The sequence below is a fragment of the Acinetobacter johnsonii ANC 3681 genome, assembly GCF_000368805.1.
Classification (GTDB): Bacteria; Pseudomonadota; Gammaproteobacteria; order Pseudomonadales; family Moraxellaceae; genus Acinetobacter; species Acinetobacter johnsonii.
Map to the genome: position 1 here is coordinate 306,362 of NZ_KB849705.1, position 25,994 is coordinate 332,355.

General features: G+C 41.3%; 24 protein-coding genes. 16 read left to right on the forward strand and 8 right to left on the reverse strand.

The window, feature by feature from the left end; all coding sequences use genetic code 11:
* Positions 1-263 precede the first annotated feature (263 nt).
* Positions 264-1,028, reverse strand: coding sequence for a glutathione S-transferase family protein (locus F946_RS05725; protein WP_004693425.1), 765 nt, complete (start codon positions 1,026-1,028; stop codon positions 264-266).
* A 380-nt stretch (positions 1,029-1,408) separates the two neighbouring features.
* Between F946_RS05725 and F946_RS05730 the strand changes: the two genes are divergently transcribed.
* The 9 genes from F946_RS05730 to F946_RS05770 all read left to right on the forward strand — a co-directional run bounded on the left by F946_RS05730 (position 1,409) and on the right by F946_RS05770 (position 10,686).
* The gene (locus tag F946_RS05730) at positions 1,409-2,611 is read left to right on the forward strand and encodes an SfnB family sulfur acquisition oxidoreductase (RefSeq protein ID WP_004980081.1); all 1,203 of its coding nucleotides are present in this window, start codon (positions 1,409-1,411) and stop codon (positions 2,609-2,611) included.
* A gap of 10 nt (positions 2,612-2,621) precedes the next feature.
* Entirely contained in the window at positions 2,622-3,845 is a 1,224-nt protein-coding gene (locus F946_RS05735) for an SfnB family sulfur acquisition oxidoreductase (protein ID WP_004980082.1), read from the forward strand.
* Positions 3,845-5,263 carry an LLM class flavin-dependent oxidoreductase gene (locus F946_RS05740; protein WP_004980084.1) on the forward strand — a complete coding sequence of 473 codons (1,419 nt, stop codon included), beginning with the start codon at positions 3,845-3,847 and terminating at the stop codon, positions 5,261-5,263. Before F946_RS05735 ends, F946_RS05740 begins: the two co-directional genes overlap by 1 nt.
* Positions 5,264-5,285: 22 nt before the next feature.
* Entirely contained in the window at positions 5,286-6,128 is an 843-nt protein-coding gene (locus F946_RS05745; protein ID WP_004980086.1) for a MetQ/NlpA family ABC transporter substrate-binding protein, read from the forward strand.
* Positions 6,129-6,137: 9 nt separating this feature from the next.
* Positions 6,138-6,974 carry a MetQ/NlpA family ABC transporter substrate-binding protein gene (locus tag F946_RS05750; protein WP_004980088.1) on the forward strand — a complete coding sequence of 279 codons (837 nt, stop codon included), beginning with the start codon at positions 6,138-6,140 and terminating at the stop codon, positions 6,972-6,974.
* Between the two features lie 11 nt (positions 6,975-6,985).
* Entirely contained in the window at positions 6,986-8,056 is a 1,071-nt protein-coding gene (locus F946_RS05755) for a methionine ABC transporter ATP-binding protein (protein WP_004980089.1), read from the forward strand.
* Positions 8,037-8,696: a methionine ABC transporter permease gene (locus F946_RS05760; RefSeq protein WP_004980092.1), complete on the forward strand. Its 660-nt coding sequence runs from the start codon at positions 8,037-8,039 to the stop codon at positions 8,694-8,696. Before F946_RS05755 ends, F946_RS05760 begins: the two co-directional genes overlap by 20 nt.
* A gap of 333 nt (positions 8,697-9,029) precedes the next feature.
* A complete protein-coding gene (gene ychF, locus F946_RS05765; protein WP_004693442.1) occupies positions 9,030-10,121 on the forward strand; it encodes a redox-regulated ATPase YchF in 1,092 nt (363 codons plus the stop codon).
* Positions 10,122-10,311: 190 nt separating this feature from the next.
* Positions 10,312-10,686, forward strand: coding sequence for a hypothetical protein (locus tag F946_RS05770; protein ID WP_004980095.1), 375 nt, complete (start codon positions 10,312-10,314; stop codon positions 10,684-10,686).
* Positions 10,687-10,744: 58 nt separating this feature from the next.
* On the opposite strand, the gene F946_RS05775 is transcribed toward F946_RS05770, so the two are convergent.
* The gene (locus F946_RS05775; RefSeq protein WP_004980098.1) at positions 10,745-11,284 is read right to left on the reverse strand and encodes an Mpo1 family 2-hydroxy fatty acid dioxygenase; all 540 of its coding nucleotides are present in this window, start codon (positions 11,282-11,284) and stop codon (positions 10,745-10,747) included.
* A 117-nt stretch (positions 11,285-11,401) separates the two neighbouring features.
* Here F946_RS05775 and F946_RS05780 point away from each other — a divergent pair, with 117 nt between their 5' ends.
* Positions 11,402-12,097 carry a Crp/Fnr family transcriptional regulator gene (locus F946_RS05780; RefSeq protein ID WP_004980100.1) on the forward strand — a complete coding sequence of 232 codons (696 nt, stop codon included), beginning with the start codon at positions 11,402-11,404 and terminating at the stop codon, positions 12,095-12,097.
* A gap of 296 nt (positions 12,098-12,393) precedes the next feature.
* On the opposite strand, the gene F946_RS05785 is transcribed toward F946_RS05780, so the two are convergent.
* Positions 12,394-12,876 carry a hypothetical protein gene (locus F946_RS05785; protein ID WP_004980102.1) on the reverse strand — a complete coding sequence of 161 codons (483 nt, stop codon included), beginning with the start codon at positions 12,874-12,876 and terminating at the stop codon, positions 12,394-12,396.
* Positions 12,877-12,977: 101 nt separating this feature from the next.
* Between F946_RS05785 and F946_RS05790 the strand changes: the two genes are divergently transcribed.
* The 5 genes from F946_RS05790 (at position 12,978) to dapC (ending at position 19,411) form a co-directional block, all read left to right on the forward strand.
* Entirely contained in the window at positions 12,978-13,730 is a 753-nt protein-coding gene (locus F946_RS05790) for an AzlC family ABC transporter permease (RefSeq protein WP_004980104.1), read from the forward strand.
* Positions 13,727-14,074: an L-valine transporter subunit YgaH gene (gene ygaH, locus F946_RS05795; RefSeq protein ID WP_004980107.1), complete on the forward strand. Its 348-nt coding sequence runs from the start codon at positions 13,727-13,729 to the stop codon at positions 14,072-14,074. The genes F946_RS05790 and ygaH overlap by 4 nt, the downstream gene beginning before the upstream one ends.
* A gap of 233 nt (positions 14,075-14,307) precedes the next feature.
* Entirely contained in the window at positions 14,308-15,522 is a 1,215-nt protein-coding gene (purT, locus tag F946_RS05800) for a formate-dependent phosphoribosylglycinamide formyltransferase (protein ID WP_171054205.1), read from the forward strand.
* Between the two features lie 28 nt (positions 15,523-15,550).
* Entirely contained in the window at positions 15,551-18,217 is a 2,667-nt protein-coding gene (glnD, locus tag F946_RS05805; protein ID WP_004980110.1) for a [protein-PII] uridylyltransferase, read from the forward strand.
* Positions 18,218-18,241: 24 nt separating this feature from the next.
* Complete coding sequence (gene dapC, locus F946_RS05810) at positions 18,242-19,411, forward strand: succinyldiaminopimelate transaminase (protein WP_004980113.1); 1,170 nt, start codon at positions 18,242-18,244, stop codon at positions 19,409-19,411.
* Between the two features lie 60 nt (positions 19,412-19,471).
* Here dapC and F946_RS05815 read toward each other — a convergent pair whose 3' ends face one another.
* The 5 genes from F946_RS05815 to msrB form a co-directional block, all read right to left on the reverse strand.
* Positions 19,472-21,661: a TonB-dependent receptor gene (locus F946_RS05815; protein ID WP_004980116.1), complete on the reverse strand. Its 2,190-nt coding sequence runs from the start codon at positions 21,659-21,661 to the stop codon at positions 19,472-19,474.
* 169 nt (positions 21,662-21,830) lie between these two features.
* Positions 21,831-22,454, reverse strand: coding sequence for a LysE family translocator (locus F946_RS05820; RefSeq protein WP_004980119.1), 624 nt, complete (start codon positions 22,452-22,454; stop codon positions 21,831-21,833).
* Between the two features lie 47 nt (positions 22,455-22,501).
* Entirely contained in the window at positions 22,502-23,353 is an 852-nt protein-coding gene (locus tag F946_RS05825; RefSeq protein WP_035326472.1) for an AraC family transcriptional regulator, read from the reverse strand.
* 21 nt (positions 23,354-23,374) lie between these two features.
* Positions 23,375-23,857 (reverse strand): glutathione peroxidase, encoded by a 483-nt coding sequence (locus F946_RS05830; RefSeq protein ID WP_004980122.1) that lies wholly within the window; start codon positions 23,855-23,857, stop codon positions 23,375-23,377.
* Positions 23,854-24,273 carry a peptide-methionine (R)-S-oxide reductase MsrB gene (gene msrB, locus F946_RS05835; protein ID WP_004980125.1) on the reverse strand — a complete coding sequence of 140 codons (420 nt, stop codon included), beginning with the start codon at positions 24,271-24,273 and terminating at the stop codon, positions 23,854-23,856. Before msrB ends, F946_RS05830 begins: the two co-directional genes overlap by 4 nt.
* Positions 24,274-24,500: 227 nt before the next feature.
* On the opposite strand from msrB, the gene F946_RS05840 reads away from it, so the two are divergent.
* Entirely contained in the window at positions 24,501-25,931 is a 1,431-nt protein-coding gene (locus F946_RS05840; RefSeq protein WP_004980127.1) for a pyridoxal phosphate-dependent aminotransferase, read from the forward strand.
* The last annotated feature ends 63 nt before the right edge of the window (positions 25,932-25,994 follow it).

Here is a 25,994-nt window from a genome sequence, read left to right on the forward strand (position 1 = left end):
CAACTTATGTTTATAGGTGTTTATTTCATATTAAGCATTTCAAATGAAAGATAAAGCTTATTTGCAGTTTTTTTCATATATTTTCAGATTAATAAAAAGATATCAGCTTTTTTAGACAAAGAGTGCCATGATCTTTTACAAAGTTATAAATAGACTGAGAAACTTTCTATTCAGCTTCTATAAATCATGATATTGAAAATACAAGAAAGGCAAAGGCTGTCTGTATCACACATCACCTTTGCCTAGTTTTGATTGAGCTTATCTTAAACGCCGCGCCAATCGACTCGAGCATTGCGCTCGGTTTGATAGACTCTTAAAACATACTGCCCCAAGGGTAAATTGGTTAAATAGGTTTTATAAGCACTAAATTCTTCAGATAGACCTTCCTCATGGTCTTTTTCCCAAGGTGTCCCTTTAATCTCCAGCACAGGTGCTAACATCGAACACACAGCAATATCCGCCAAACCTAAACGATCCCCGACAAAGTAACGTCCATGATTAGCAATTAACTTCTCATTCAATACTTCAATTAACCGCTGCATTTCGGCTTTGGAATGCTCTATTTTTTCTGCATTCAACTCATAGCCTTTCGACATCAACGTTTTCATTAAAGGTTTGGTGTATTTTTCAAATTTACGTAAATACCCCTTTTCGCCCAACATAATCTGTAACGATTGATCGTTATCGGACAATGCATGGGCCAACCCCCAACGACGCACATGCAATCCCAAGTCGTTGGCTAACGCATTAACATCTAAAGCCTCTTTACGAAGCTGTGCTTCATTACGTAACAGTCGATGTTCTGGATAACGCTCATCAAGATATAGCGCAATCTCGGTGGTATCAGCGACCCATTTGTCCTGATCACGCAAAATAGGCAGTTTATTTTGACCGGTCTTTAACTGTGCAAAAGCCCGATGAACCCCAGGCACCACATTTTGTGCGACAAAATCTAGCTCTTTATGATCGAGCAACCAGCGAGCTTTCTCACAAAAATGAGATAAAGGAAACTGGTATAAAGTTCTCATAAATGCTCCACATTTATTTTTCTATTTTGGCTTTTCAGAAAAGCCATCTATTTCAGTTGGATACTTTAGTCACTGTATTTAGGATTTACAATGTACTTTTTACTCAAAACTGCCTAGCAAATGTTCAATAGCCTTTATCAAATTTATACGTTTTTTTCTCTACAATATCTCAAATCTTGATAAGTAAGACTTTAATCAGACTATTTACCCCACCGTTAAATTAGTTATTCCTTATTTTTCAAATTCTTAACATATCTTCTAAATGATTAAACTTAGCATATTTTATTTTTAACTTTTTAGCTGCTAAGTAATTCAAGATCCTTCATTTAATCATTCAAGCAATCCCAAGTAGCGTATAGGCATTAAGTAAAGGTGCTTTTATGTCTCATACACTCTCTAAAAATATTCACGTGATACAAAATGATCAGGATGCGATTAATGCAGCCTATCATGTCGCTGACTTTGCCTTAGAAGGTCGGGATCAACGTGATCAGAACCGTCAGCTTCCATTTGCTGAAATCGAATTATTCAGCAAAAAAGGCTTAGGCGGTATTCGTATTCCTCAAACTTTTGGAGGCGCATTTGTTTCCAACAAAACCTTAGCTCAGGTTTTTCGCATTATTAATAAAGCCGACTCAAGTGTTGGCCAAATTCCACAAAACCAAATTGCGCTACTCAACATGATTGATATCTTGGGCAACGAACAACAAAAACAGTTTATTTTTAATGAAATATTAAACGGCAAACGCTTGGCCAATGGCGGCCCCGAACGAAATACCAAAGACACTAAAACTCTGAGTACGACATTAAGCATTGAAAATGGTCGTTACTATGTCAATGGTGAAAAGTTCTACTCTACAGGCAGTAGCTTTGCCCATTGGTTAGCCATTAAAGCCCTTCACCCTGAAGGGTATGTGGTACTGACTATTGTTGATGCCACAGCACAAGGTGTGGAAGTTATCGATAACTGGAACGGTTTTGGTCAGCGTACAACTTCAAGCGGCACAGTAAAATTACAACGGGTTGAAGTCGATCCACTACTTATTTTTGATGAGCGGAAACTGGCTGAAGACGTCAATTATCGCGGTGCTTTCTCGCAGTTAATGCAAGTTGCGATTGATGTCGGTATTGCAGAAGCCGCATTTGAAGACACTTTATCAGCAGTGAAAAAAGCCCGACCAATTGTCGATGCACAAGTTGAGAAAGCCAGTTTTGAACATTACACCTTACAAGAAGTCGGCAAATCCGCTGTCCTGTTGGATGCCGCTATTTTACTGCTCGATGAAGCTGCTGAATATTTAGATGAGCTCGACCGACTGAGCGTTGTCAGTGCCGAACAAGCAGCTAAAGCCTCTATTTTAGTCGCTGAAGCAAAGGTCTATGCCAATGATGCTGCACTACAAATTTCTGAAAAACTCCTAGAGCTTGGCGGCAGTCGTTCAAGTCTAAGCCAACATAATTTAGATCAACATTGGCGCAATGCACGTGTGCATACCTTACACGACCCGATCCGCTGGAAGCTGCATGCACTGGGTAACTACTATTTAAACAACACTTTTCCTGCTCGCCACGCTTGGATTTAAGGAGAACGCCATGACTTCATTTCAACCTATTCTTCCACTTCAATCCAAAGACACGGCGTATGCACATATTATTCAAAGCGATGTTGAAGCCTTAGAGATTGCCAAAAATTTAGCTGAGCAGTTTAAACAACAGGCAATCCAACGTGATGCTGAACGAATTTTGCCTTTTGAGGAAATCGAAACCTATAGCCAATCTGGCCTTTGGGCCATTACTGTACCGAAGGAATTCGGAGGGGCAGATGTTTCAAGCTATACGGTCGCGCAAATTATCGCACTGATGAGTGGTGTAGATGGTTCGATTGGACAAATTCCCCAAAACCATTTCTATGCCTTAGAGGTTTTACGTAACAACGGTACTGAACAACAAAAGCGTAAACTCTACACAGAAGTGCTAAAAGGTGCACGCTTTGGTAATGCCTTGGCTGAGTTCAAAACTAAAAATGCAACGCAAAAACAAACTGCACTCAGCCAAACTGAACAAGGCTATGTGGTCAATGGTGAAAAGTTTTATTGCACAGGCAGTCTGTTTGCAGACCGCATCCCCACCTTAGTCAAAGATGCCGATGACAAAGAGTTTCTGGTCTTTATCCCGCGTAGTAGTACAGGGCTAGAATTGATTGATGATTGGTCGGGTTTTGGTCAACGTACCACAGGCAGCGGTACAGTCAAATTCAATCATGTCGCTGTAGATGCTGAAGATATTGTTCCTTTCGATACCGCTTTTTCTAGACCAACTCTAGTTGGGCCTTTTGCTCAAATTATGCATGCTGCCATTGAAACAGGCATCGCGCGTGCTGCTTTTGAGGAAACACTGGTTCGTGTGCGTCAGGCTCGTCCATGGATTGACTCTGCTGTTGAACAGGCAACCAATGATCCTCTAACACAGTTTGAACTGGGACGAGTAGTTGCCGATGTACGTGCCAGTGAAGTCCTACTCAAACAAGCGGCTCGCTCAATCGATGCAGCACGTCCTAATCCAACCATAGAGAACATTGCAAAAGCTTCTCTCGATGTAGCGAAAGTTCGTACACATAGCACAGAAACCGCATTAAAAGCCGCTTCGAAATTGATTGAACTGGCAGGCAGTCGTGGTAGTCAGCGTGAAGATGGCCTAGACCGCTTTTGGCGTAATGCACGTGTTCACACGCTACATGATGCGTCACGTTGGAAATATTACTTCATTGCCAATTATCTTCTTAACGGTGTACTTCCGCCACGCAGAGGGACATTGTAATGACACTATCATCTCAAAATAAAAACCCGAAACAAATCATTCTGAATGCCTTTGATATGAATAGCGTAGGTCATATCAATCATGGTTTGTGGACACACCCACGCGATGAGTCGCATCGTTTTAATGAGCTCAGCTATTGGACCGATTTGGCGCAAACTTTAGAGCAAGGTTTATTTGATGGTTTATTTATCGCCGACATTACAGGTGTCTACGATGTTTATCAAAATGGTCTGGATTTAACCCTGAAAGAGTCGATTCAGCTTCCAAGCCACGACCCAAGTACCCTCGTTTCTGCCATGGCTGCCGTTACACAGCACTTAGGGTTTGGTGTCACTGTAAATTTGAGCTATGAGTCGCCTTACCAATTTGCACGACGCTTTGCGAGCCTCGACCATCTAACAAACGGTCGTATTGGGTGGAACATTGTCACGGGTTACTTAGACAGCGCAGAACGGTTAATTGGTCAAAAAGGTTTAAAAGATCACGACTTGCGTTATGAACAAGCTGAAGAGTTTATCGAACTTTGCTATAAATTTTGGGAAGGTTCTTGGGAAGACGATGCCATACAAAAAGATAAATTAAACCGTGTCTTTACCGATCCTTCAAAAGTTCATGCCATACAGCATCAAGGCAAATTCTTCCAAAGTCAGGGCATTTTTCAGGTTTCCCCATCTATACAGCGGACACCTGTACTTTATCAAGCGGGCGCTTCAAGTAAAGGCTTAGCCTTCGCAACTCAACATGCTGAAGCCATGTTTATTGGTGCTGACACGCCTGAAAAACTGAAACAGCAAGTCGATAAGATTCGTGCGCTTGCATTAAGCCATGGGCGTGATGAACAAGCCATTAAACTCTTTGTTGGCATTAGTGTAGTGACTGCAGAAACGGATGAACTCGCACAAGAAAAACTCGCCGAATATATTCGCTATGCCAGTCCAGAAGCAGGTTTGGCACATTTTTCAAGTTCAGTTGGAATAGATTTATCACAGTTTGCAGATGATGAAGCGATTCCTTATAAACAAACCAATAGCATTGCCTCGGTCAATAACAAATTTAAAGAGCAAAAAGTTACGCGAGCGGATTTAAAAGCCCAGCATGTACTCGGTGGACGCTATCCACTGATTGTCGGGAGTGGAAAAACTGTAGCAGAAAAACTCATTCAGCTCTTAGATGAAACTGGCGTAGATGGCTTTAATCTCACACGAACCGTTGCCCCAGAGTCACATCAAGACTTTATTCGTTGGGTCATCCCAGAGTTACAAGAGCGTAGCCGTTATAAAACCGCCTATGAAACAGGTAGTTTACGCCACAAATTATTCGCTCAAGGTGACCGACTGGCCGCAAACCACCCTGTACAGCAGTATCGATGTCAAAGCTCGTGCTCTCATCCTAAAACACCGCAAAAACAAACCGCATAAATTTTAAAATACGAGAAATATCATGGCTCAAACTGCAAAAACAAAATTTACCGTTATTGGGGTAATTGTCGCTGCCATCGTCATTGCACTGGTGGCGTGGTCTTATCATAAAAAATCGAGTAACTCTGAACTGGTGATTGGGATCAGCCCACCCTTTGCCAGTCCATTAAAGGTGGCTGTGGAAGAAGCAAAACAGCAAGGCATCAACGTCAAACTGGTCGAGTTTTCGGATTGGAATACCCCCAATATCACGCTCAACCATGGTGATATTGATGCTAACTATTTTCAGCATCAGCCCTTCTTAGATAACGCTATCAAAGAAACTCAATTTAAACTGAAAGCACTGGATAAAGGCGTCACCACACACGTCGGTTTATATTCAAAAAAGTATGACTCGATTGCTGCGATTCCTGAAAATGCACGTACAGTTATTCCAAATGATCCAGTAAACCGAGGTCGTGCGCTTTTACTGTTACAACAGGCCAAATTGATTAGCTTAAAAGATCCGAACAATCATCTATCGAACCTGCAAGATATTGTCAGCAACCCTAAAAAGCTGCAGTTTATTGAAGTTGAAGGTCCACAAACTGCACGTGCCGTTGATGATGCTGACTTGGTCTTTAGCTATCCACATTATTTACGTCTTGCAAAAACCATCGACCCAAATGATGCACTGATCTTAGATGACAACACCAACACCCTGTATTCGATTTTATTTGCGGTGCGTGACGACTACCAACAGCAACATCCAGAGAAAGCAGCGCAACTTGAAAAATTTATCAAGATTTATCAAACATCAGACAAAGTTAAACAGACTTTGAATAGTGAAATTGGTGAAAAACTTTGGTTCCCAGGTTGGAAGTGAGTATAAGCCATGACGCAATCTTTCACTCAAAATCGAAAAAAATGGCTGATTGGCTTAAGCGTCATCGTGGCAATTTTTGCTCTAGCGGGTTACCGCTATAGCAAAAGCCATGCACAAGATGATGTCTTAACAATTGGTATTAGCCCACCTTATGCCGAACTGCTGCAAAGCGTGGCAGACGATGTAAAAAAGCAAGGCATTCAAGTCAAACTGGTTGAATTCTCTGACTGGCATGCGCCAAATGTTGCTGTACAAAATGGTGACATTGATGCCAACTTTTTTCAACAAAGCGTCTTTCTACGTAATGCCATTCGCGAAACAAATTATGATCTGCATGCATTCGCTACTGGAACAGGGAGTCATGTCGGACTGTATTCAAAAAAATATAAGTCCTTAGATGCACTACCAACTCAAGCACGTGTGGTCATCCCCAATGACCCAGTGAATTCGGCGCGTGCCTTAATTTTACTGCATCGTGCGGGTTTGATTCAGCTCAAAGACATTAACAATGAACTGTCTACCGTAAAAGATATTGTGAGCAATCCTAAACAGCTTCAGTTTATTGAAGTAGAAGGCCCACAAACTGCCCATGCGTTTAATGATGCTGATTTAATTTTTGGCTTCCCGCATTATTTAAAAATGGCCAAAGTCACAGATCCGCATCATGCCCTTTTTCTTGACCCGATAGACAAGAAATACGCCATTTTATTTGTGACACGTAAAGACTATCCAGATCAAAACCAAAAGCTTGTGACTTTTGTGCAAGCATTCCAAAACTCAAAACATGTTCAAGAAATTTTAGACCGTGATTTTGGCCAAGGTCTGTGGCTTGAAGGCTGGAAATAAGGAGAAAAAGAATGGTCAGCTTTGGTTCTCATGTGGATTTTTCAATTCCACATATCAAAATTCGTAACTTAAACAAACACTATGCAGTACAAGGGCATACTGTACATGCACTCAAAAATATTGACCTCGACATCCCGACAGGTAAAGTGTTTGGCATTATTGGCAAAAGTGGTGCAGGTAAATCGTCTCTGCTCCGCACTTTAAATGGTTTAGAACGTATCAGTGAAGGTCATATTCATATTCATCAGCAAGACTTGGCCGCATTGAACCACGCTGAGCTGATTCAGCTCCGCCAACGCATTGGCATGATTTTCCAGCATTTTAATTTAATGTCTGCCAAAACAGTCTATGAAAATGTCGCACTGCCCCTCAAAGTGGCCAATTATCCTAAACAAAACATCGAACAACGTGTCAATGAGGTTTTACAGTTGGTTGGGCTAAGCGATAAGCTACAGCATTACCCATCACAACTGTCTGGTGGTCAAAAGCAGCGTGTCGGCATTGCCCGTGCATTGGTTCACCATCCTGAAATTTTACTCTGTGATGAAGCGACATCTGCTCTCGATCCAGAAAGTACCTCTGTGGTGTTGTCCTTGCTCAAAGAGATTAATCAAAAGCTGGGTATCACCATTGTCTTGATTACCCATGAAATGCAGGTGATTCGGGAAATCTGCGATCAGGTCGTGGTCATCGATGCTGGTGAAATTGTGGAATCAGGCGAAGTTTGGTCGGTGTTTTCTCAACCCCAACAAAGCATTACCCAAGAACTACTGAATCTAGAACAACTCGATTTGCCCTTTCGCTTAAATGCGGAACCTACGCAGCTCGATACACATGCCATTTTCAAAATTAGCTCGACTTCAGATGCGCATCATCCCCCTGACTTAAAAAAGATTTTGGAGCACTTTCCACAAACTGTGCATTTATATCAAAGTCAGGTCGACACCATCCAAAACCATTTAATTGGAATCTTAATTATTGCTGTTCCTATACAGGACTTAGAAATTCAATCACTACTACAAAAACTAAAAGCGCATGTGACACATGTAGAGGTACTGGGCTATGCACGACCAACTCATTGATTTATTACTGACAGGCACCATCGATACCTTAACCATGGTCGGTGCATCTGCGTTTTTTGCCTTACTCATTGGTCTGCCAATGGCAGTGGTTCTAGTCAGCACCTCTGAGCATGGCATTTATCCTTCCAAAAGTATTAACCATAGCTTAGGCTGGTTGGTAAATATCACTCGTTCCGTTCCCTTCCTGATTTTGATGGTGGCCCTGATTCCACTCACACGTTGGATTGTAGGCACCAGTTATGGTGTTTGGGCAGCAGTTGTCCCTTTAACCTTAGCAGCAACACCCTTTTTTGCACGAATTGCAGAAGTCAGTTTACGCGAAGTGGATCAAGGGTTGATTGAGGCTGCGCAAGCCATCGGCTGTAACCGTACTCAAATCATTTGGCATGTGTTGTTACCTGAAGCTCTACCAGGAATTGTCGCGGGTTTTACCGTGACCATTGTGACCATGATTAACTCCTCTGCCATTGCAGGCGCCATTGGTGCAGGTGGTTTAGGCGATATTGCCTATCGCTATGGTTATCAACGTTTTGATATGCAGATCATGTTGGCCGTGATTGTCGTGCTTGTAATTTTGGTGATGTGTGTGCAAGCAATTGGAGACAATCTGGCAAATCAACTCGATAAAAGGAAGGTTTAATCCCATTTCCCAAATAAAGCAGAGACTATACTTTCCACTTAAGTTTTTTAGCCCTCCTTTTTCTGAGGAGGGCGTTTCAATATGAAGTTCACGCCATTTTCATGAAAGACTCCAGTCCTTACATAGACAATGATCTACATGCAACTGACCTCTTAAATCTGATTTCTTTATTAAAGGAAAAGACCTAAAAGGCTTGTACACAGGGCTTAAATGAGGAAGTTCTGCCCACAACATGATTTACAACTTTGATTCTTCTCCCCTGAGACCTGACTTTGTCATGGCTTTCATGTAAAATCACTGGCAATTTTTATATAACACGTTGTGAGTTATTTCATGGGTTTTAATTGCGGTATTGTCGGCTTGCCGAACGTTGGTAAATCTACACTTTTCAATGCATTGACTAAAGCTGCTATTGCTGCTGAAAACTTCCCATTCTGTACCATTGAACCAAACACAGGCATCGTTCCTGTGCCAGATCCACGTTTAGACAAATTAACAGCGATTGTAAAACCTCAACGTGTGATTCCAACGACGATGGAATTTGTGGACATTGCAGGTTTAGTTGCGGGTGCATCTAAAGGTGAAGGCTTGGGGAACCAATTCCTTGCAAACATCCGTGAAACGGATGCGATTGCTCACGTTGTACGTTGTTTTGAAGATGAAAACGTCATTCACGTTAACGGTAAAATTGACCCGCTTGATGACATCGCAACCATCAACACGGAACTTGCACTTGCTGACTTAGAAACTGTGACAAAAGCAGTGACTCGTTTAGCAAAATCTGCAAAAGGTGGCGACAAAGAAGCGCTAGCAACCAAAGCGGTTTTAGACAAAATTTTACCTTTGCTTGATGAAGGCAAACCTGCTCGCGCAGCTGACCTAGACGACGACGAACGTAAACTGGTTCGTGGTTTTGGTTTAATGACTTTAAAACCAACCATGTATATTGCGAACGTTGCAGAAGATGGTTTTGAAAACAACCCGCATTTAGATGCTGTGAAAAAACTTGCAGCTGAAGAAAATGCAATCGTCGTTCCGCTTTGTAACCAAATCGAAGCTGAAATTTCACTGCTTGAAGACGAAGACCGTGCTGAGTTCCTTGAAGCTTTAGGCATGGAAGAACCGGGTCTAAACGTGGTAATTCGCGCAGGCTACGGTCTCTTAGGTTTACAGACTTACTTCACGGCGGGTGTACAAGAAGTTCGCGCTTGGACCGTTAAAGTCGGTGCAACTGCACCACAAGCGGCGGGTGTGATCCACACTGACTTCGAAAAAGGCTTTATCCGTGCTGAATGTGTTGCTTATAACGATTTCGTTCAATACAACGGTGAAGCAGGCGCGAAAGAAGCAGGTAAATGGCGTTTAGAAGGTAAAACGTACATCGTTCAAGACGGTGATGTTCTACACTTCCGCTTTAACGTATAAGTCGTTCCGAATATAAAAAAACCCGATACCAATCGGGTTTTTTTATAAGCTTAAACCAAACTTAAAAACAGCATTAAATAACATATAAAAACCTGATCCGTTTGGATCTCACACAATATTATCACTTCTATTCTTTCGTATTATCGCTAATTTAATCACAGGCACTAATGCCTTCATTGAACAAACGAAAATGAAAAAGATCAGCACATTTATTGCAGCAGGTTTATTCACAACGCTTAGCGCTACAGCATTTGCATGCCCACAAGGAACAACACTGTCGGGTGGTACAGGTGCAAATCATAAAGGTGGTAAGTGCGTCGCAACCATGAACGTGACGAAACATGATCAGGTAATGAAACAAGACAAAACGGCCAAACACGATCAAGCCATGAAACAGGATAAAATGACCAAACATGATCCAGCCATGAAACAATACAAAATGGTGAAACATGATTCAATGAAAGCCAATGAAATGCCCCATAAATCCCATAAAGATGCTCATGCTCCAAACCCGAATATACCCAAAGCTGAACCAGATACACATAAAGTCGTGAAGACATCTTAAAACAGCATAAAAAAAGCCAGTGAAATTCACTGGCTTTTTTATCGATAAAATAATTCAGTTAATGTGATGTCACAGAGACATTCTTATTATCCATTGCAGCACGCTGTTTACGCGCTTCATCCAGCATTCGTTGTTCAATGCCTTTTCTAAAACCAAGCATAAACACCATTTCCGCCAAAACAAATAATGGTCCGATAGCTAGGCCAATCACATCATCCATAAAGGCCGGTTTTTTCTTCTCATAGAAATGCCCCACAAATTGGAACGCCCAGCCGACGACAAAAATACCAACACTGAGACTTAACCAAAGACCCAAATCAAACTGTGCGATTTTATACGCCAATGGATAAGCCATGGCATAGATCACTAGCATGATCACACCAAAAATTCGATCTAAGCTCAGATAGTAAACAATACTCGCTAAGATCAAAACCATCGCCAAAGTAATTTCAAAACTGCCAATAGTCATGCCAGCTCTTGCGGTTAAGCACATAATTGAAAATACAATCAACGGAATACCCACAAAGTGGGTCACGATATTTTTATGATCAAGATGATAAGCTGCATACTGACTTAATAATTTTTCTAATTTACTCATACTGTATTTCCTTATTGCATGATATTGATCACGATATAGAATAACTTTAAAGGAAAACAGCCCATCAAGTTGTCGTCGACCTGACAAGTTGCTCGATCAATCACGAAAGGACGCGGAATGCTGGAAGTTCAACATCAACAACAATTACTCAATAACAATTGGTTCGCCAAACTACCACACGCCTATCAACAGTATATTGTGCAACATGCCAAATATATTGAGGTTGCAAAAGACCAAGCTGTTTTTCACTCTGGAGATTTATTTGATGGCATCTATGCAGTCTTGAACGGCGCAATTCGCTTAGGTCATGTCGACATTGAAGGTAAAGAAGCAGTTGCAGCAATCGCAGAACCGATTATGTGGTTTGGAGAAATTTCATTAATAGATCAGCAACCGCGTTCGCACGATGCGATTGCTATTCAAAAAAGCACCCTGCTCCATCTGCCTAAACGCGATGTTGAGGCGTTTATCCAAGCTACCCCAGAATTTTGGTTTCATATTGCACAGCTTGCTTCACAGAAGTTACGTCTCGCCTTTTTAGAACTAATCGCAATCCAAAGTCAAAATATCAGTCAACGACTGGCTCAACGCTTACTGTTTATTTTAAGCGGTTATGGCAACCATCTGTCGATTACCAATGATGAAATCCATTTGTCACAGGAGCAACTGGCTCAAATGCTGATGTGTTCACGCCAAACCATCAACCAAGAACTTCAAAACTTAGAAAAACAAGGAATACTGGCAATTGCTTTTAAAAAGATTAAGATTTTAGATCCTGCAATGCTGCATAAAATGGCACATAGCTCAGAATAGACAATCAAGCGTGCGCCTTAAGAGCGCAATTCATATAAAAAAGATGTATAAAAATATTGCTACACGGCCTAATGTCTTGACTATTTTTCTCAACGACATTGGACTCTGTGGCAGCATTTGACCAATAATTAATGTAAACATCAAAACAACTAATTTTTTTAAATTAACCCTTAAAATTCGACTCAATTCCTATATTTTACTGTATAGGAAGTTTTTACTATTTTTATTATGTTATTAAAGCTACAACCATAAAAAAGCGAGTTTTAAAACTCGCTTTTAATCATGCTATATCGGTCTTAGACACCCACTTTTTTAGGGTCAGTATTGCCTAAACTGGGGTTATCAATTGCGCCCCGACATTGTGCTTTATCACGCTCATAATCGCTCTGTTTCTGTGCAACACTCGAAGAACCGTCTAAGGTCTCACGTGCCCACACTTCTAAGCTGGTCAAGGCTTTACGACACAGTGCGTATTTTCCTTCGGTCACTGAGTCTGTCATTTTGACATTAATACGCCAGTCCGTACTGAGTTTACGTGCAGGATGACGGACTTTAGCTTCAATCTGATCCAGTTGCTTGTTATATACCAAGCCATCTACTTCATTAATAAACACCCAAGCACGCTGGGCATATTCCGTCGCGTCATTGGTAATTTTTGGCGCAGCCTTAATTTCTACTTTTTGTTCAGGAGCTTGCTCTGACTGCCCACAAGCTTGCAAAAGTAAACTGCTTACAATTATAGCAGCCAGCCCTAAAGTACGTAATTCGAGCTTCAACATGGTTAAACGCCTCAACAAACAATTGGGCACTATGCTAGTGAATTCAGTTACAATACACAATCAATTTTGACCTATTGATAAAGTCTTCTTCAAGGTGTGTTGTGTCCGAACTTAATCCCACTCCTGCACAAGCTGCTGGCTTTTGGCAAGGGGCTAAGGATAGCCAAGCGATTATCTTTACCTATCTGCCTGTTTCTTTTGCCTTTGGTGTATCTGCAACCCAGTTTGGCTTTAATGCATGGGAGGCTTTATTTTTATCCTGCTCAATGTATGCAGGGGCCAGTCAGTTTTTAGTGGTTGCCCTATTGGGTAGTGGAACATCTATTTGGATGACTGCCCTCACTGTGATTGCCTTAGATATTCGTCACTTACTCTATGGCCCTGCACTACAAAACTTAATTCAAGATAAACTGAACCTAAAGAAAACCGCTATTTGGTCATGGGGGCTAACCGACGAAGTCTTTGCCTCAGGTATGATTAAACTGTCACAACGCCGTCAAGAGTGGTCTGAGTCTTGGATGCTAGGGCTAAGCCTGTTTAGTTGGCTCGCATGGGCTACCGGTTCTTTTCTAGGTGGAATGTTTGCAGACCAAGTCAGTCATTTACCCCAGTTTTTACAAGCCGCTCTAGACTTTTTATTACCTGCACTGTTCTTAAGTTTCTTATTGGCAGCATTTGAAAAGAAACACACTTTTGTGGTGGCTGTGACCATTCTTGTATCTGCCATTGCTTGCTATTTTATTGACTTATCTGCTGCAATTTTTATTGGTATCAGTTCGGGTATTTTTGCAGGCTTGTTTAAGCACTATGTACTGAAAAAACCAGACCCTGAACATATGGGAGATCAAGCATGAATATCGAAATTATTTTGGTCGGCATTGTAGTGGGTATTGCAAATTTTGCTTCACGCTTTGGCCCATTCTTCGTCATTCAAAAGTTCCAGCAAGGTTCACAAAAGCGCGGTGCTCTATGGTTAAAAATTGCATTGGGTTCGATTGGTATTGCGGCGATTAGTTCAATGCTTGTGGTTGCAACTTTGCCACCACTGTTAGATACACCCAATAAAAGCTTTGCCATGTTAGTCGGCTTCATCGTATTAGCCGGACTTTATTTCAAGTTTAAGCAAATTGTCCCCGCTACACTCACCGCAGCACTGAGCTATGGTTTGGTTTATACCTATATTCCTATGCCTTTTTAACCCATATCTTGCATCCATCAAAACCTGATTTACTATTTGAAGCGCTCAGCTGTGCAAGTCATTTCCAGCTTGATTGGAAAAGTTTATTGAGCATCCTTTTGCATGAAAATTTTGACTTTGGAATGCGCAGCTTTATAAAAAAAATTGTTGGACAATATCATTAATTTATGTGAATGAACCCTGAACACTTTTCAGAGTTCTGCTATGCTAAAAGCCCATAAAATCAAGCATGGATGATTTACATGAGCGTTACTATTGGTACTCCACTTCAGCCTTCAGCATTTAAAGTCCTGCTATTGGGTTCTGGAGAGCTTGGGAAAGAAGTTGTGATTTCTTTACAACGTTTAGGTGTAGAAGTTCATGCTGCTGACCGTTACGATCATGCTCCTGCAATGCAAGTGGCACACTATGCCTATACCTTAAATATGGCAGATGCGACAGCGCTTAAACAACTCATTCAGGACGTTAAGCCGAATTTAATTGTCCCTGAAATTGAAGCCATTGCGACACAAGTATTGGTTGAAATCGAACAAGAAAATATTGCCACAGTCATCCCCTCTGCAAAAGCGGTCAATTTAACCATGAACCGTGAAGGCATCCGTCGTTTAGCTGCCGAAGAACTGGGCTTACCGACATCGGCTTACCGTTTTGCAGATACTTTAGAATCTTTCCGTGCTGCATGTGATGACATTGGTTATCCAAACTTTGTTAAACCAGTCATGTCCTCTTCTGGTAAAGGCCAATCCCGCGTAAAAGAATTTTCAGAAGTGGATGCTGCGTGGAAATATGCACAAACAGGTGGTCGTGTAAATCAAGGGACTGTCATTGTAGAATCTCAAATTGATTTTGATTTTGAAATTACGCTATTAACAGTACGTTCAAAAAACCCAGAAACAGGTGAAATTGAAACTTCGTACTGCGACCCAATTGGTCACCGCCAAGACGCGGGCGACTATGTTGAAAGCTGGCAGCCTCAAGCCATGTCGCCAGTGGCCCTCGACGAAGCAAAGCGTATTGCCAATAAAGTCACCATCGCATTGGGTGGCTGTGGTATTTTCGGTGTAGAACTCTTTGTCAAAGGCGATAAAGTGTGGTTTAGTGAAGTATCACCACGCCCACATGACACAGGTCTTGTGACGCTTGCCTCTCAGTTCCAAAGTGAATTTGAACTACATGCACGTGCGATTTTGGGTCTACCTGTCAATACAGCACGTCATAGCGTTGCTGCGAGTGCCGTGATCTATGCAGGCGTAGATGATAATAACTTATCTTTTTCTGGCTTAAATCTTGCTTTGGCAAACCCAAATACTGATTTGCGCATTTTTGGAAAACCAGAAGGCTTTACACGTCGCCGTATGGGCGTTGCGACAGCACGTGCTGAAACAACTGACCAAGCGCGTGAACTAGCAGTACAGGCTGCTGGACTGGTTAGCGTTCATCAAAATTAAGCGTTGTTAAAATATACGGATACGGTTCATGATCAATACTTCTCCACTGCTTAACTATGTCAGCAGCAATCACGACATCAAAGCGATTAATCAATGGCGTAGTGATGTCGAAAATCAATTACAAGAAAGTTTTGATCATGGCCAATCCATCCGCGATGTCATTTTAACGCGTTCAAATATGACCGATGAAGCGCTTATTTTCCTATGGAAATATGCAAAACTCGATCAGACAGACTTAAGTTTATTTGCTGTCGGTGGTTACGGTCGCCGAGAGATGCTGCCTTACTCAGATGTAGACATCATGATCTTGTCTGAGGATGAGTTTAGCGAAGAACAAGAGAAACTCATTTCTGTCTTTATTTCCTCACTTTGGGATGTCGGCAATTTCAAGCCCGGCATTAGTGTACGTACCATTGCCAACTGTGTTGAACAAGCAACCTCCGACTTAACAGTTGCCACAGCCCTCATCGAATCTCGTCTAATTACAGGCAATGAACACTTAGCCAAATGGCCACGACGCATTGTTTCACAAACATGGACAGACAAAACCTTCTATGATGCAAAAATGGAAGAACAGGCTAAGCGTTATGCACAGCATAACTTTACGGAAAGTAATCTAGAGCCCGATATTAAAAATGCGCCGGGTGGCATTCGGGACATTAACCAAATTGGTTGGATTGCTAAGCGGCATTTCCGTGTCAACCGTATTTATGACTTGGTGCATTTAGGCTTTATTTCGGAGTTTGAGTTAGGTGTATTAGAAGAAGCCGAAAGCTTCCTCTGGGAAATTCGTCATCACCTACACCGCCTCACTAAACGTGATGAAAACCGTTTACTGTTCGACTATCAACGTGACATTGCCGCAAAGTTTGGCTATGTGCGTGAAGAAGGTAAATCACCGAATTATCCGATTGAACAATTCATGAAGCGTTATTATCGAAGCGCACAACAAGTCACCACGCTGAATGAAATGCTGTTGGCTTATTTCAATGAATCTGTGATTACCCCACGCCTGCCGAACTATGAGCGTAACATTGAAGAAATCAATGAAAATTTTAAACTGGTCGACGGCAAACTAGCCGTTCAACACCATAAAATTTTCTCTGAAAATCCAAGTGCTATTTTAGAAATTTTCTATATATTGGCCAATCGACCTGAAATTACTGGCATCCGAGCACGTACGCTACGACTGTTAATTTTGGCAGCTAAACGCATTGACCACAAATACAGAGATAATCCAGCGCATCAAGCCCTGTTTATGGCCATCATTCGCTCACCTCATCGTTTATACGAAACCATGGTGGCAATGAAACGTTATGGCGTTTTAGGTAACTATATTCCTGCATTTGGGCAGATTATGGGGTTGATGCAATATGACTTGTTCCATATCTATACCGTAGATGCACATACTTTATTGTTACTGCGCAACTTAAACCGTTTCAAAGAACCTGAGTTTGCTAAAGACTTCCCTGTCGTGAGTTCGGTGTTCCAACGTCTGGCACGTCGTGACATTGTCTATTTGGCTGCCATTTTCCATGATATCGCCAAAGGCCGTGGTGGTGACCACAGTGAGCTAGGTGCAACCGATGCGATCGAATTCTGTCGTAGTCATGGTTTTACCGAACGTGAATGCAACCTTGTCGCATGGCTCATTCAAAACCATTTGCTCATGTCTGTCACTTCTCAAAAGAAAGATATTTCTGACCCCGATGTGGTTAAAGCGTTTGCTGAGAAAATGGGCGATATGGAACATCTCGACTACCTATATACGTTGACTGTTTCAGATATCAATGCAACCAATCCTTCACTTTGGAATACGTGGCGTGCTTCTCTCATGCGTCAGCTCTATACCCATGCACGTGACGTGATTCGCTCAGGTTTAGGCCGTCCTGTTGACTATCAAATGCTCATCGAGGACACCAAGTTTTCTGCCAGCGAACAACTGGTCGAAGAGTTTGCTCTAGATGATGTCGAAAAAGTCTGGCAAGAACTGGGGGATGAATATTTCCTCAAAGAATCTGCTGATGAAATTGCTTGGCACACACGTGCTATTTTACAGCACGGTGACAACCCTGAACCGCTTGTTTTGATGCGTGCACAGCGTAAATTTGCTCAAGATGCAGTACAAATCTTTATTTACACCCAAGATCAGCCCAACCTGTTTGCAACAACGGTTGCTATTCTCGATCGTATGAATTTGGACGTACAAGATGCGCGTATTATTACGGCAACCAAAGCATTTAGCTTAGACACTTATGTCGTTCTTGACCGTTTTGGTACGCTGCTAACCGACCCTGAACGTGAAGCCAAAGTGCTGTCAGCGTTAAAAGATGCATTAGCCAATTCAGATAAATACCCTGGGCTCATGCAACGTCGCATCCCACGTCAGCTGCGCCATTTCGACATTGAAAACACCGTTGATATTACGTTGAATGAAGCACTGCAACAAAACATGGTCGAAATTGCAACACTCGACCATCCCGGCTTACTTGCCAAAGTAGGCGGGCTGTTTATGATGCAAGGATTAGATATTCACTCTGCTAAAATTGCCACCCTAGGTGAGCGTGCCGAAGATATTTTCTTTGTCACCAAAAAAGATGGTCAACCCATGACTGAAACTGAAGCTGAAACTTTTGCTGCACAACTAAAATCAGCCTTAGATGAAGCCTCTAGTCAGGTCTGTGGTCAACATTAACAATACACACTGGTATTTTGTTTCATGAACTCGAGTTTATCCCTTTTACACCCTTATCCTTTTGAAAAGTTGAATAAACTATTTCAGGATATTACTCCCGCAGACTTACCCCTCATTCCACTCTCGATTGGTGAGCCTAAGCATCCTGCACCCGAGTTTGTGAAACAAGCCATTATCTCTAATTTTCAGCATTTATCGACCTACCCAAACAGTAAAGGTATACCCGAATTACGCACCAGTATTGCAAACTGGCTAACCCGTCGTTTTCAACTCAATCAGATTAGTGCAGAAAACAATATATTGCCTGTTTCGGGCACACGTGAAGCAATTTTCTCTTTTGTGCAGGCATTGGTAAATCGTGAAGATGCGCCTTATGTGGTTATGCCTAACCCGTTCTACCAAATTTATGAAGGTGCCGCTTTACTTGCTGGAGCAAAACCGTACTTTGTAAATTGCACCGAAGAAAATGGTTATCTCGGTGACTTTGATGCTGTGCCTGCTGAAGTCTGGGAGAAAACAGCCTTGTTATTTGTCTGTACACCGGGAAACCCAACTGGTGCGGTGTTATCAAAAGAACAATTCAAAAAATTAATCGCACTGTCAGACCAATATGGTTTTGTGATTGCATCGGATGAATGCTATTCAGAGCTTTGGTTTGATACTGCACCTGTGGGCCTACTCGAAGTTTGTGCTGAAATAGGCCGAGATGACTACAAAAACTGTGTCGTATTCCACTCACTGTCTAAGCGCTCAAACTTACCGGGTATGCGCTCTGGCTTTGTCTCGGGTGATGCAGCATTGCTCAAACCTTATTTACAATACCGTACGTATCATGGTGCGGCGATGCCTGTACAGCACCAATTGGCTTCGATTGCAGCATGGGATGACGAAGCGCATGTTGAAGAAAACCGTGTGCAATATCGTGCAAAATTTGATTTATTTCAAAAGGAATTAGGCCATATACTGCCCCTACAAAAACCAGATGCAGGCTTTTACTACTGGTTAAAAGTAGATAATGACGAAACTTTTGCAAAAATGCTCATGGAAAAAGCACATGTCAAAGTACTTCCTGGACGTTATTTGTCACGCGATACTGAGCAAGGTAACCCAGGCGAAAACCATGTGCGTCTTGCGCTAGTTGCAGATCTTGCACAGTGTGAGCAGGTGATTAAACGCTTAAAAGCGATTTTATAAATCAGCTCATCTAAATAAGAAAACCTCCTATAAAGGAGGCTTTCTTTTTTTTTCATTCTATTAAAAATCAAATGATGCACTTAAAGTAAATGTTCGAGGTTGTGCCAGTGTTAAGTAAGTATAATCATTGGTACTTGCTGAAGCCCAATACTCTTTATCAAATAAGTTGGTAATACCAAAATTAATCACTGTTGGAACTTGATTGATCTGGGTTTTATAATTCGCCCCCACATCTACACGCGTCCAATCGTTTAATTTTAATGTATTCGCATTATTTGCGTACTGAGTACCTGTATAAACGACACGACCATTAATTGAAACATCTTGTGGTACAGGTAATTTCCAATCTGCTTCAACATTCGCCTGAAACTCCGGCACACCAATCACTTGGTTGCCATCAAACAAACCTTGATACGTTTCTTTTTGCTCTGTATCAATCCATGTAGCACCACCTAAGATACGAACTGCATCGGTTAATTGACCATAGGCATTAAATTCAATACCCTGATGAATATTTTTCGCATCAGTGAGTTGAGCTGAACCTGCTGTATTTACAGCAGCTTTACGACGCTCAGTGTTGAAGTAATTTAAACCACCACCAATTGCACCATTTTCATATTTCAAACCAATTTCTTTTTGTTTTGACACAAAAGGATCAGCAACATAATAGTTACCAGTACTGCTGTCTAACAGACCATCACCTTGTACCAAAGCTTCGACATAGTTGCCATAAACCGCCAATTCAGGCGTGATTTTATAACTGATGCCTAATGCAGGTGTCACTTTATCTTTATTGATATTATATAGATATGTACCATAAGAATAGACATCTTGATCAACTTCTTGATAACGTGCACCTAGCATTACGGTCAAACGATCATCTAAAGCGGAAATATTATCCCCTAAAGCTACACTTCTTAAAGTCGCCACATTCGCTTTCGGATAAGTTCCTTTAGAACCTCGCCATTGATTAATATTTGAGGCATTTGTATAAATAGGGTTATAGAAGTTATCAGCCACTCCTGTAGCATAACCATAACTATAGCGCTTATCTGCTCGGTACATCGAACCAGACAAAACGACATTATGGCTTAACGCACCAGTATTAAATTTGGTTTTAACACCCACTTCACCCGTATGGTTTTTATCTTTTCGTAAAATTGTTGAGGCAGATAAAGAGGCAGCGCCCGTTTCAGTATTGCTGAGTTGCTGACTAGAATATACGCCCGCTTCTTCACTAACACGGAAACCATAAGCAGCATATGCAGTCACTGCATCATTAAAGTCATATTCTGCACGATAACTACCAAAGACATCCTCCTCATTAGAATATGTCCATGATTGTCCATGATAATCCGCATATTGTGATGCACTTGGAACCGAAGTTACTGCATTGGTCAAACGCAAACTTGGACGGTTTTCTTTAAGACGGTTGTTGTTGTATCCTAAATCACCTGATATACGCAGTTGATCACCACGATAATCAAGCGCAATCGAAGCCAACCCAAGCGAATTATCTTCTTTATCAACTTCTGTACCACCGCCATGGTATGCCGTATTTACACGTACACCATATTGATCATTTTCACCAAAACGTTCGGATACATCACTCGATAAGTAACCACCATTAAAATCTGTACCTGCTGTTACACGTTTAAGCGGTTCATTGGCTGCGCGTTTAGGCACCAAGTTAACAGAACCACCAATACCAGAACCTCCCGGCATTGCACCATTTAAAAATGCTGAAGCACCTTTGAAAACTTCAACTCGCTCAAATAATTCTGTAGGAATGTATTGACGCGGCAAAATCCCATACAAGCCATTATAACTTGTATCATCAGAGGCCAAAACGAAACCACGAATAAAATAAGTTTCTTGAAAGTTACCAAAACCTTTCGCTAAACGAACGGATGGATCAGCTTGTAAAACATCCCCAACACTCTTTGCTTGACGTTCTTGAATGTATTGGTTGGTATAGCTAGTTAAGCTAAATGGGTTATCTAAATTTTTCTGGTTACCAAAGACACCTACTCGCCCGCCAGTCGCGACCTGTCCACCAGCGAAAGCCTCCATTAAACCATTTGCAGAAGCATCGGCACTTGCAACTATACGGATTGTTTCCAAAGCAGTGACATTACTCTCCTGAGATGATGAGTCAGATTCAACGACTACTGGAGCTTCGGCAGCATGTGAAATACTGTACCCAGATACACATGCCATCATTAACACCAATGGTTTCAGCTTAACCATTTCCTACCCTTTTTCATCAATCTAAAATTCGAGCCTGATAGTAGATGAGAATTGGTCTTAATCAAACTGATTTAATTCTCATTTAAATTGTAAATTTAAATGAGAATTAATTATTCCATTGTTATAACTTATGACATCAGACAACTGATTGACTTTTACTTTAAGATTTTCATATTACAAGTCCATCTAATAGCAAAACCAGTGCAAAAAATGCAAAGCAGCACCCTGACATCTTATAAAGCCAGTTGAGTCGTTGGGTTAAAAAATGATTCCAGCGCTTCCAACTCAATAACTTAAGCAACAGCAAATTCCACATCAGAACCACAGCCACCATCCAGAGACTCATTAAAAGCAAAGTATAAAAATCAAATTTTGCATAAACCAGCAATATCAAACTACTATAGAACATCATATTTTTAGGATTCAGCAAACTTGACTGTAAACCTTGAGTAAAACATAGAATTCTATTTTGATGAGGCGTGGAGTCATGCGCTTGAACTTCAACATTTTCATGATGCTTATAGCGGAAACACTGCATAGACAAATACAACAAATACGCAACACCTAATCCGTGTAGCAACATCAGAACAAAAGCATGAATATGCCCAAGCCACCCCAGTAAAGTAAAAATCAGCGCTAGAATAAAAGCATTCCCAGCCACTATACCGAAAACTGTATATCGAGCCCTTCTTTGACCACTGTTTAATGCCGTCATCAGAATCAGGAAAAAATCAGGGCCAGGAGAAAGCAAAGCCACAAAATGCGTCACAGCAATAACAATAAAAAGCTCCATCACTAATCTCTCTTTAAAAGTGAGACAAGCCTAACGATGGATGAAGATCAACTCTTGGATAAAATTGCGCGATGTTGCTTTTGATAGAGCTTAGGCGTAGTGCCCGTTAAATTTTTAAAAACACGATGAAAATGACTTTGGTCACTAAAGCCCAGCGTATAACTCAGTTGCGCTATATCCATACCTTGTTTTAAAAAGGTACGTGCATCATTAATTTTATGATTCAATTGATAAGCGTGCGGCGTCATACCTAAAGACGATTTAAATAGCCGAATAATGGCATACCGACTCAACTGGACTTCTTGCGACATTTGCTCTAATGATAAAAACACATCAGCATCCTGAATCATCGATAAAAGCTGCTTAAACTCTTGCTGTGCATAGTGTTGAGGAGCAAGAAATTCTAGCTGAATATATGGAAATAAAAGCTCAGTAAGTGTTGTGATTAAGGTTTGTTCTTTTTCCCAATAAGACAGTGCAGTATCAAATAATTGACTGTTAAGACAACTGAAGTCATGATACATCTTAGGCTGTTTATACAGCACGGGTTTGAACTGCGGTATGTCTTGATAAGCATCTTTATGTGCAGTTTCTTGTAATAACTGGTTCAACCAACGTGCATCTAAATGCATCATTTGGTAGCTCCAAGCTTGATCTGGAACAGGATTACACGCATGTTCAACATGTGCAGGAACCAATACCAAAGTACCAGCGTCTATTTGTTGCGTTCCACCGAAGTGGCTAGTGAAAATACTGTTGCCTTGATCCACTGCTCCAATTGAAAATGTCGGATGACTATGAGCTTTATAACAAGCACGACTTGCACATGCCCGACGTGTTTCCACATAAGGCATGCGCGGATCACTCCAAAATTCAACTGAAGCGCCTTGCTCTTTCATCACTGACAACACATCAACAGATTATTGTTGTAATGCTTTTTCAATATCTGCCTGAATCGCTTCAGGCTTGGTGGTTGGCGCATAACGATTAATTACTTTGCCATCCTTACCAATCAAGAATTTTGTAAAATTCCACTTAATGCCGCTGCCGAGAATCCCTTTGCTGTTATTGGTTAAATACCGGAATATGGCGTGGGCTTCAGGACCTTTAACATCAACTTTGGAAAACATGGGAAAAGTCACCCCATAGTTTTTCTGACAATACGTTCCTATTTGCTCATTGCTACCCGGATCTTGCCCCCCAAACTGATTACAAGGGAAGCCTAACACCTCAAACCCTTGTGCATGATATTGCTCATAAATTTTTTCTAGTCCAGCAAATTGTGGTGTAAAACCACATTTACTGGCCGTATTGACGATGAGCAGCACTTCGCCCTCATAGTCAGCAAAGGATTTATTTTTTCCATCTAACAATTCCGCTTCAAACTGATAAATGTTGGTCATGGATAAGTATCCTCATCACTTTTTTCTTGTGTTTCTAGTTCTAATGAAGCCGAGTTTACACAGTAACGTAAACCTGTAGGCTCAGGTCCATCTGTAAAAACATGGCCTAAATGAGCATCACAGTGATGACATACAATTTCTGTACGCACCATGCCATGTGTTGTATCTTGCTGCTCTTCTATCACAGTCGTATTGAGTGGCTTATAAAAACTTGGCCAGCCGCAACCACTGTCATATTTATTTTCAGAATTAAATAATGGCGTACCACAGCAACGGCATACATAAGTGCCGGCTTGTTTAGTATTCCAATATTTCCCCGTAAAGGCTGGTTCCGTCCCCTTTTGTCGCGTAATGCGAAATTCGTCAGGTGATAACTCTCTTTGCCATTCTCGGTCTGTTTTATTGAGTTTTCCCATGATCACGTCCCTTTCTATCTTGCTATTTAAAATAGGATAATCCTATATTTACGTGATTCAACTTAAAATTTCTAGTGTTTAGTTCACAATTTACAAAAGACCTATAATTCCAATAAAAGCAAAAAGAAAGCAATTAATAAAAACGGTAAGCAATTTATTTTCTTAAATGCTTTTTTGTGAGCAAATTTAATGTTAGTCTTATTGACATTCTTGCTCAGGATTAAAAAATGTCGCAAAAAAAGAGCGTTATTTTTAAACATCTACTACCTGTGATTAAACAATATCAACAGGTGGGTTTTACGCATGAAAAAATTGTTGCTTTACTCAGAGATGAACATGATCTCGATCTAGTGACAACTGAAACATTTAAAAGCTATTTATACCGTTATGCAAAAGTGACCTCCACTCTTTCCGAGAACATCAAAATGCCGAACACTCTCCAAACCCCACGCGAAATAAAAAAATCGTCTAAGCTCGAGCATGTATGCTACGACATCCGTGGACCAGTGTTACGAGCGGCCAATGAAATGGAAGAAGCCGGCCATAAGATTATCAAACTCAATATTGGTAACCCTGCACCGTTTGGTTTTGAGGCTCCTCAAGAGATTATTAATGATGTAGCTTTAAACCTGCCAAATGCAGTGGGCTATACCGACTCAAAAGGGATTTTCCCTGCGCGTAAAGCCATCTGTCAGTACTATCAGCAAAAAGGCATTTTAGATATGCACGTTAATGACGTGTATATCGGAAATGGTGTCTCTGAATTGATCGTGATGGCCATGCAAGGCTTGCTAGATGATGGTGACGAGATGCTCGTGCCAATGCCTGACTACCCCCTTTGGACGGCTGCGGTAAATCTTTCAGGCGGTACAGCTATTCATTATAAATGTGATGAAGAAAACTTTTGGTATCCCGATATTGCGGATATGGAGAGTAAAATCACACCACGTACCCGCGGTATCGTGATTATCAATCCAAACAACCCAACAGGTGCAGTTTATCCACGCCATGTACTTGAGCAAATCGTCGCATTGGCTAAAAAGCATGATTTGATTTTGTTTGCAGATGAAATTTACGACAAAATTGTTTATGACGGTATTGAACATGTTTCTGTAGCAGCATTAGCGGGTGACCAACTCTGTATCTCTTTCAATGGCTTATCTAAAGCATACCGTATTGCGGGTTACCGTTCAGGCTGGATGGCCATCACAGGCGATAAGTCGCGTGCAGTCGACTATATTGAAGGTTTAGATATGCTCGCTTCTATGCGTTTGTGTGCCAACCACCAAGCACAGTATGCCATTCAAACTGCTTTAGGCGGCTACCAGTCAATCAATGATTTAATTCGTCCAGGCGGTCGTTTATACGAACAGCGTAATATTGCTTGGCAAATGTTGAATGACATTCCAGGCGTATCGTGTGTTAAGCCTGAAGGTGCAATGTATTGCTTCCCGAAATTGGACCCAGAAATCTATCCAATTCAAGATGATGAAAAACTGATGCTTGATCTACTTCGTGCGGAAAAAGTACTTCTGGTTCAAGGCACAGGCTTTAACTGGCCAACACCAGATCATTTCCGCGTAGTGTTCTTACCTGCTGAAAATGAACTACGTGAAGCCATTACCCGAGTAGGCCGTTTCCTTGCGAAAATGCGTTAATTGATCACTTAAAAAAACCGTACTTTATGTACGGTTTTTTTTATTTACAAAACTGTAATACTT

Bases quoted from the DNA above. Each gene is read 5' to 3' on its own strand.
- F946_RS05725 (WP_004693425.1), bottom strand. From the start codon at position 1,028: ATGAGAACTTTATACCAGTTTCCTTTATCTCATTTTTGTGAGAAAGCT.
- F946_RS05730 (WP_004980081.1), top strand. From the start codon at position 1,409: ATGTCTCATACACTCTCTAAAAATATTCACGTGATACAAAATGATCAG.
- F946_RS05735 (WP_004980082.1), top strand. From the start codon at position 2,622: ATGACTTCATTTCAACCTATTCTTCCACTTCAATCCAAAGACACGGCG.
- F946_RS05740 (WP_004980084.1), top strand. From the start codon at position 3,845: ATGACACTATCATCTCAAAATAAAAACCCGAAACAAATCATTCTGAAT.
- F946_RS05745 (WP_004980086.1), top strand. From the start codon at position 5,286: ATGGCTCAAACTGCAAAAACAAAATTTACCGTTATTGGGGTAATTGTC.
- F946_RS05750 (WP_004980088.1), top strand. From the start codon at position 6,138: ATGACGCAATCTTTCACTCAAAATCGAAAAAAATGGCTGATTGGCTTA.
- F946_RS05755 (WP_004980089.1), top strand. From the start codon at position 6,986: ATGGTCAGCTTTGGTTCTCATGTGGATTTTTCAATTCCACATATCAAA.
- F946_RS05760 (WP_004980092.1), top strand. From the start codon at position 8,037: ATGCACGACCAACTCATTGATTTATTACTGACAGGCACCATCGATACC.
- ychF (WP_004693442.1), top strand. From the start codon at position 9,030: ATGGGTTTTAATTGCGGTATTGTCGGCTTGCCGAACGTTGGTAAATCT.
- F946_RS05770 (WP_004980095.1), top strand. From the start codon at position 10,312: ATGAAAAAGATCAGCACATTTATTGCAGCAGGTTTATTCACAACGCTT.
- F946_RS05775 (WP_004980098.1), bottom strand. From the start codon at position 11,284: ATGAGTAAATTAGAAAAATTATTAAGTCAGTATGCAGCTTATCATCTT.
- F946_RS05780 (WP_004980100.1), top strand. From the start codon at position 11,402: ATGCTGGAAGTTCAACATCAACAACAATTACTCAATAACAATTGGTTC.
- F946_RS05785 (WP_004980102.1), bottom strand. From the start codon at position 12,876: ATGTTGAAGCTCGAATTACGTACTTTAGGGCTGGCTGCTATAATTGTA.
- ygaH (WP_004980107.1), top strand. From the start codon at position 13,727: ATGAATATCGAAATTATTTTGGTCGGCATTGTAGTGGGTATTGCAAAT.
- purT (WP_171054205.1), top strand. From the start codon at position 14,308: ATGATTTACATGAGCGTTACTATTGGTACTCCACTTCAGCCTTCAGCA.
- glnD (WP_004980110.1), top strand. From the start codon at position 15,551: ATGATCAATACTTCTCCACTGCTTAACTATGTCAGCAGCAATCACGAC.
- dapC (WP_004980113.1), top strand. From the start codon at position 18,242: ATGAACTCGAGTTTATCCCTTTTACACCCTTATCCTTTTGAAAAGTTG.
- F946_RS05815 (WP_004980116.1), bottom strand. From the start codon at position 21,661: ATGGTTAAGCTGAAACCATTGGTGTTAATGATGGCATGTGTATCTGGG.
- F946_RS05820 (WP_004980119.1), bottom strand. From the start codon at position 22,454: ATGGAGCTTTTTATTGTTATTGCTGTGACGCATTTTGTGGCTTTGCTT.
- F946_RS05825 (WP_035326472.1), bottom strand. From the start codon at position 23,353: ATGAAAGAGCAAGGCGCTTCAGTTGAATTTTGGAGTGATCCGCGCATG.
- F946_RS05830 (WP_004980122.1), bottom strand. From the start codon at position 23,857: ATGACCAACATTTATCAGTTTGAAGCGGAATTGTTAGATGGAAAAAAT.
- msrB (WP_004980125.1), bottom strand. From the start codon at position 24,273: ATGGGAAAACTCAATAAAACAGACCGAGAATGGCAAAGAGAGTTATCA.
- F946_RS05840 (WP_004980127.1), top strand. From the start codon at position 24,501: ATGTCGCAAAAAAAGAGCGTTATTTTTAAACATCTACTACCTGTGATT.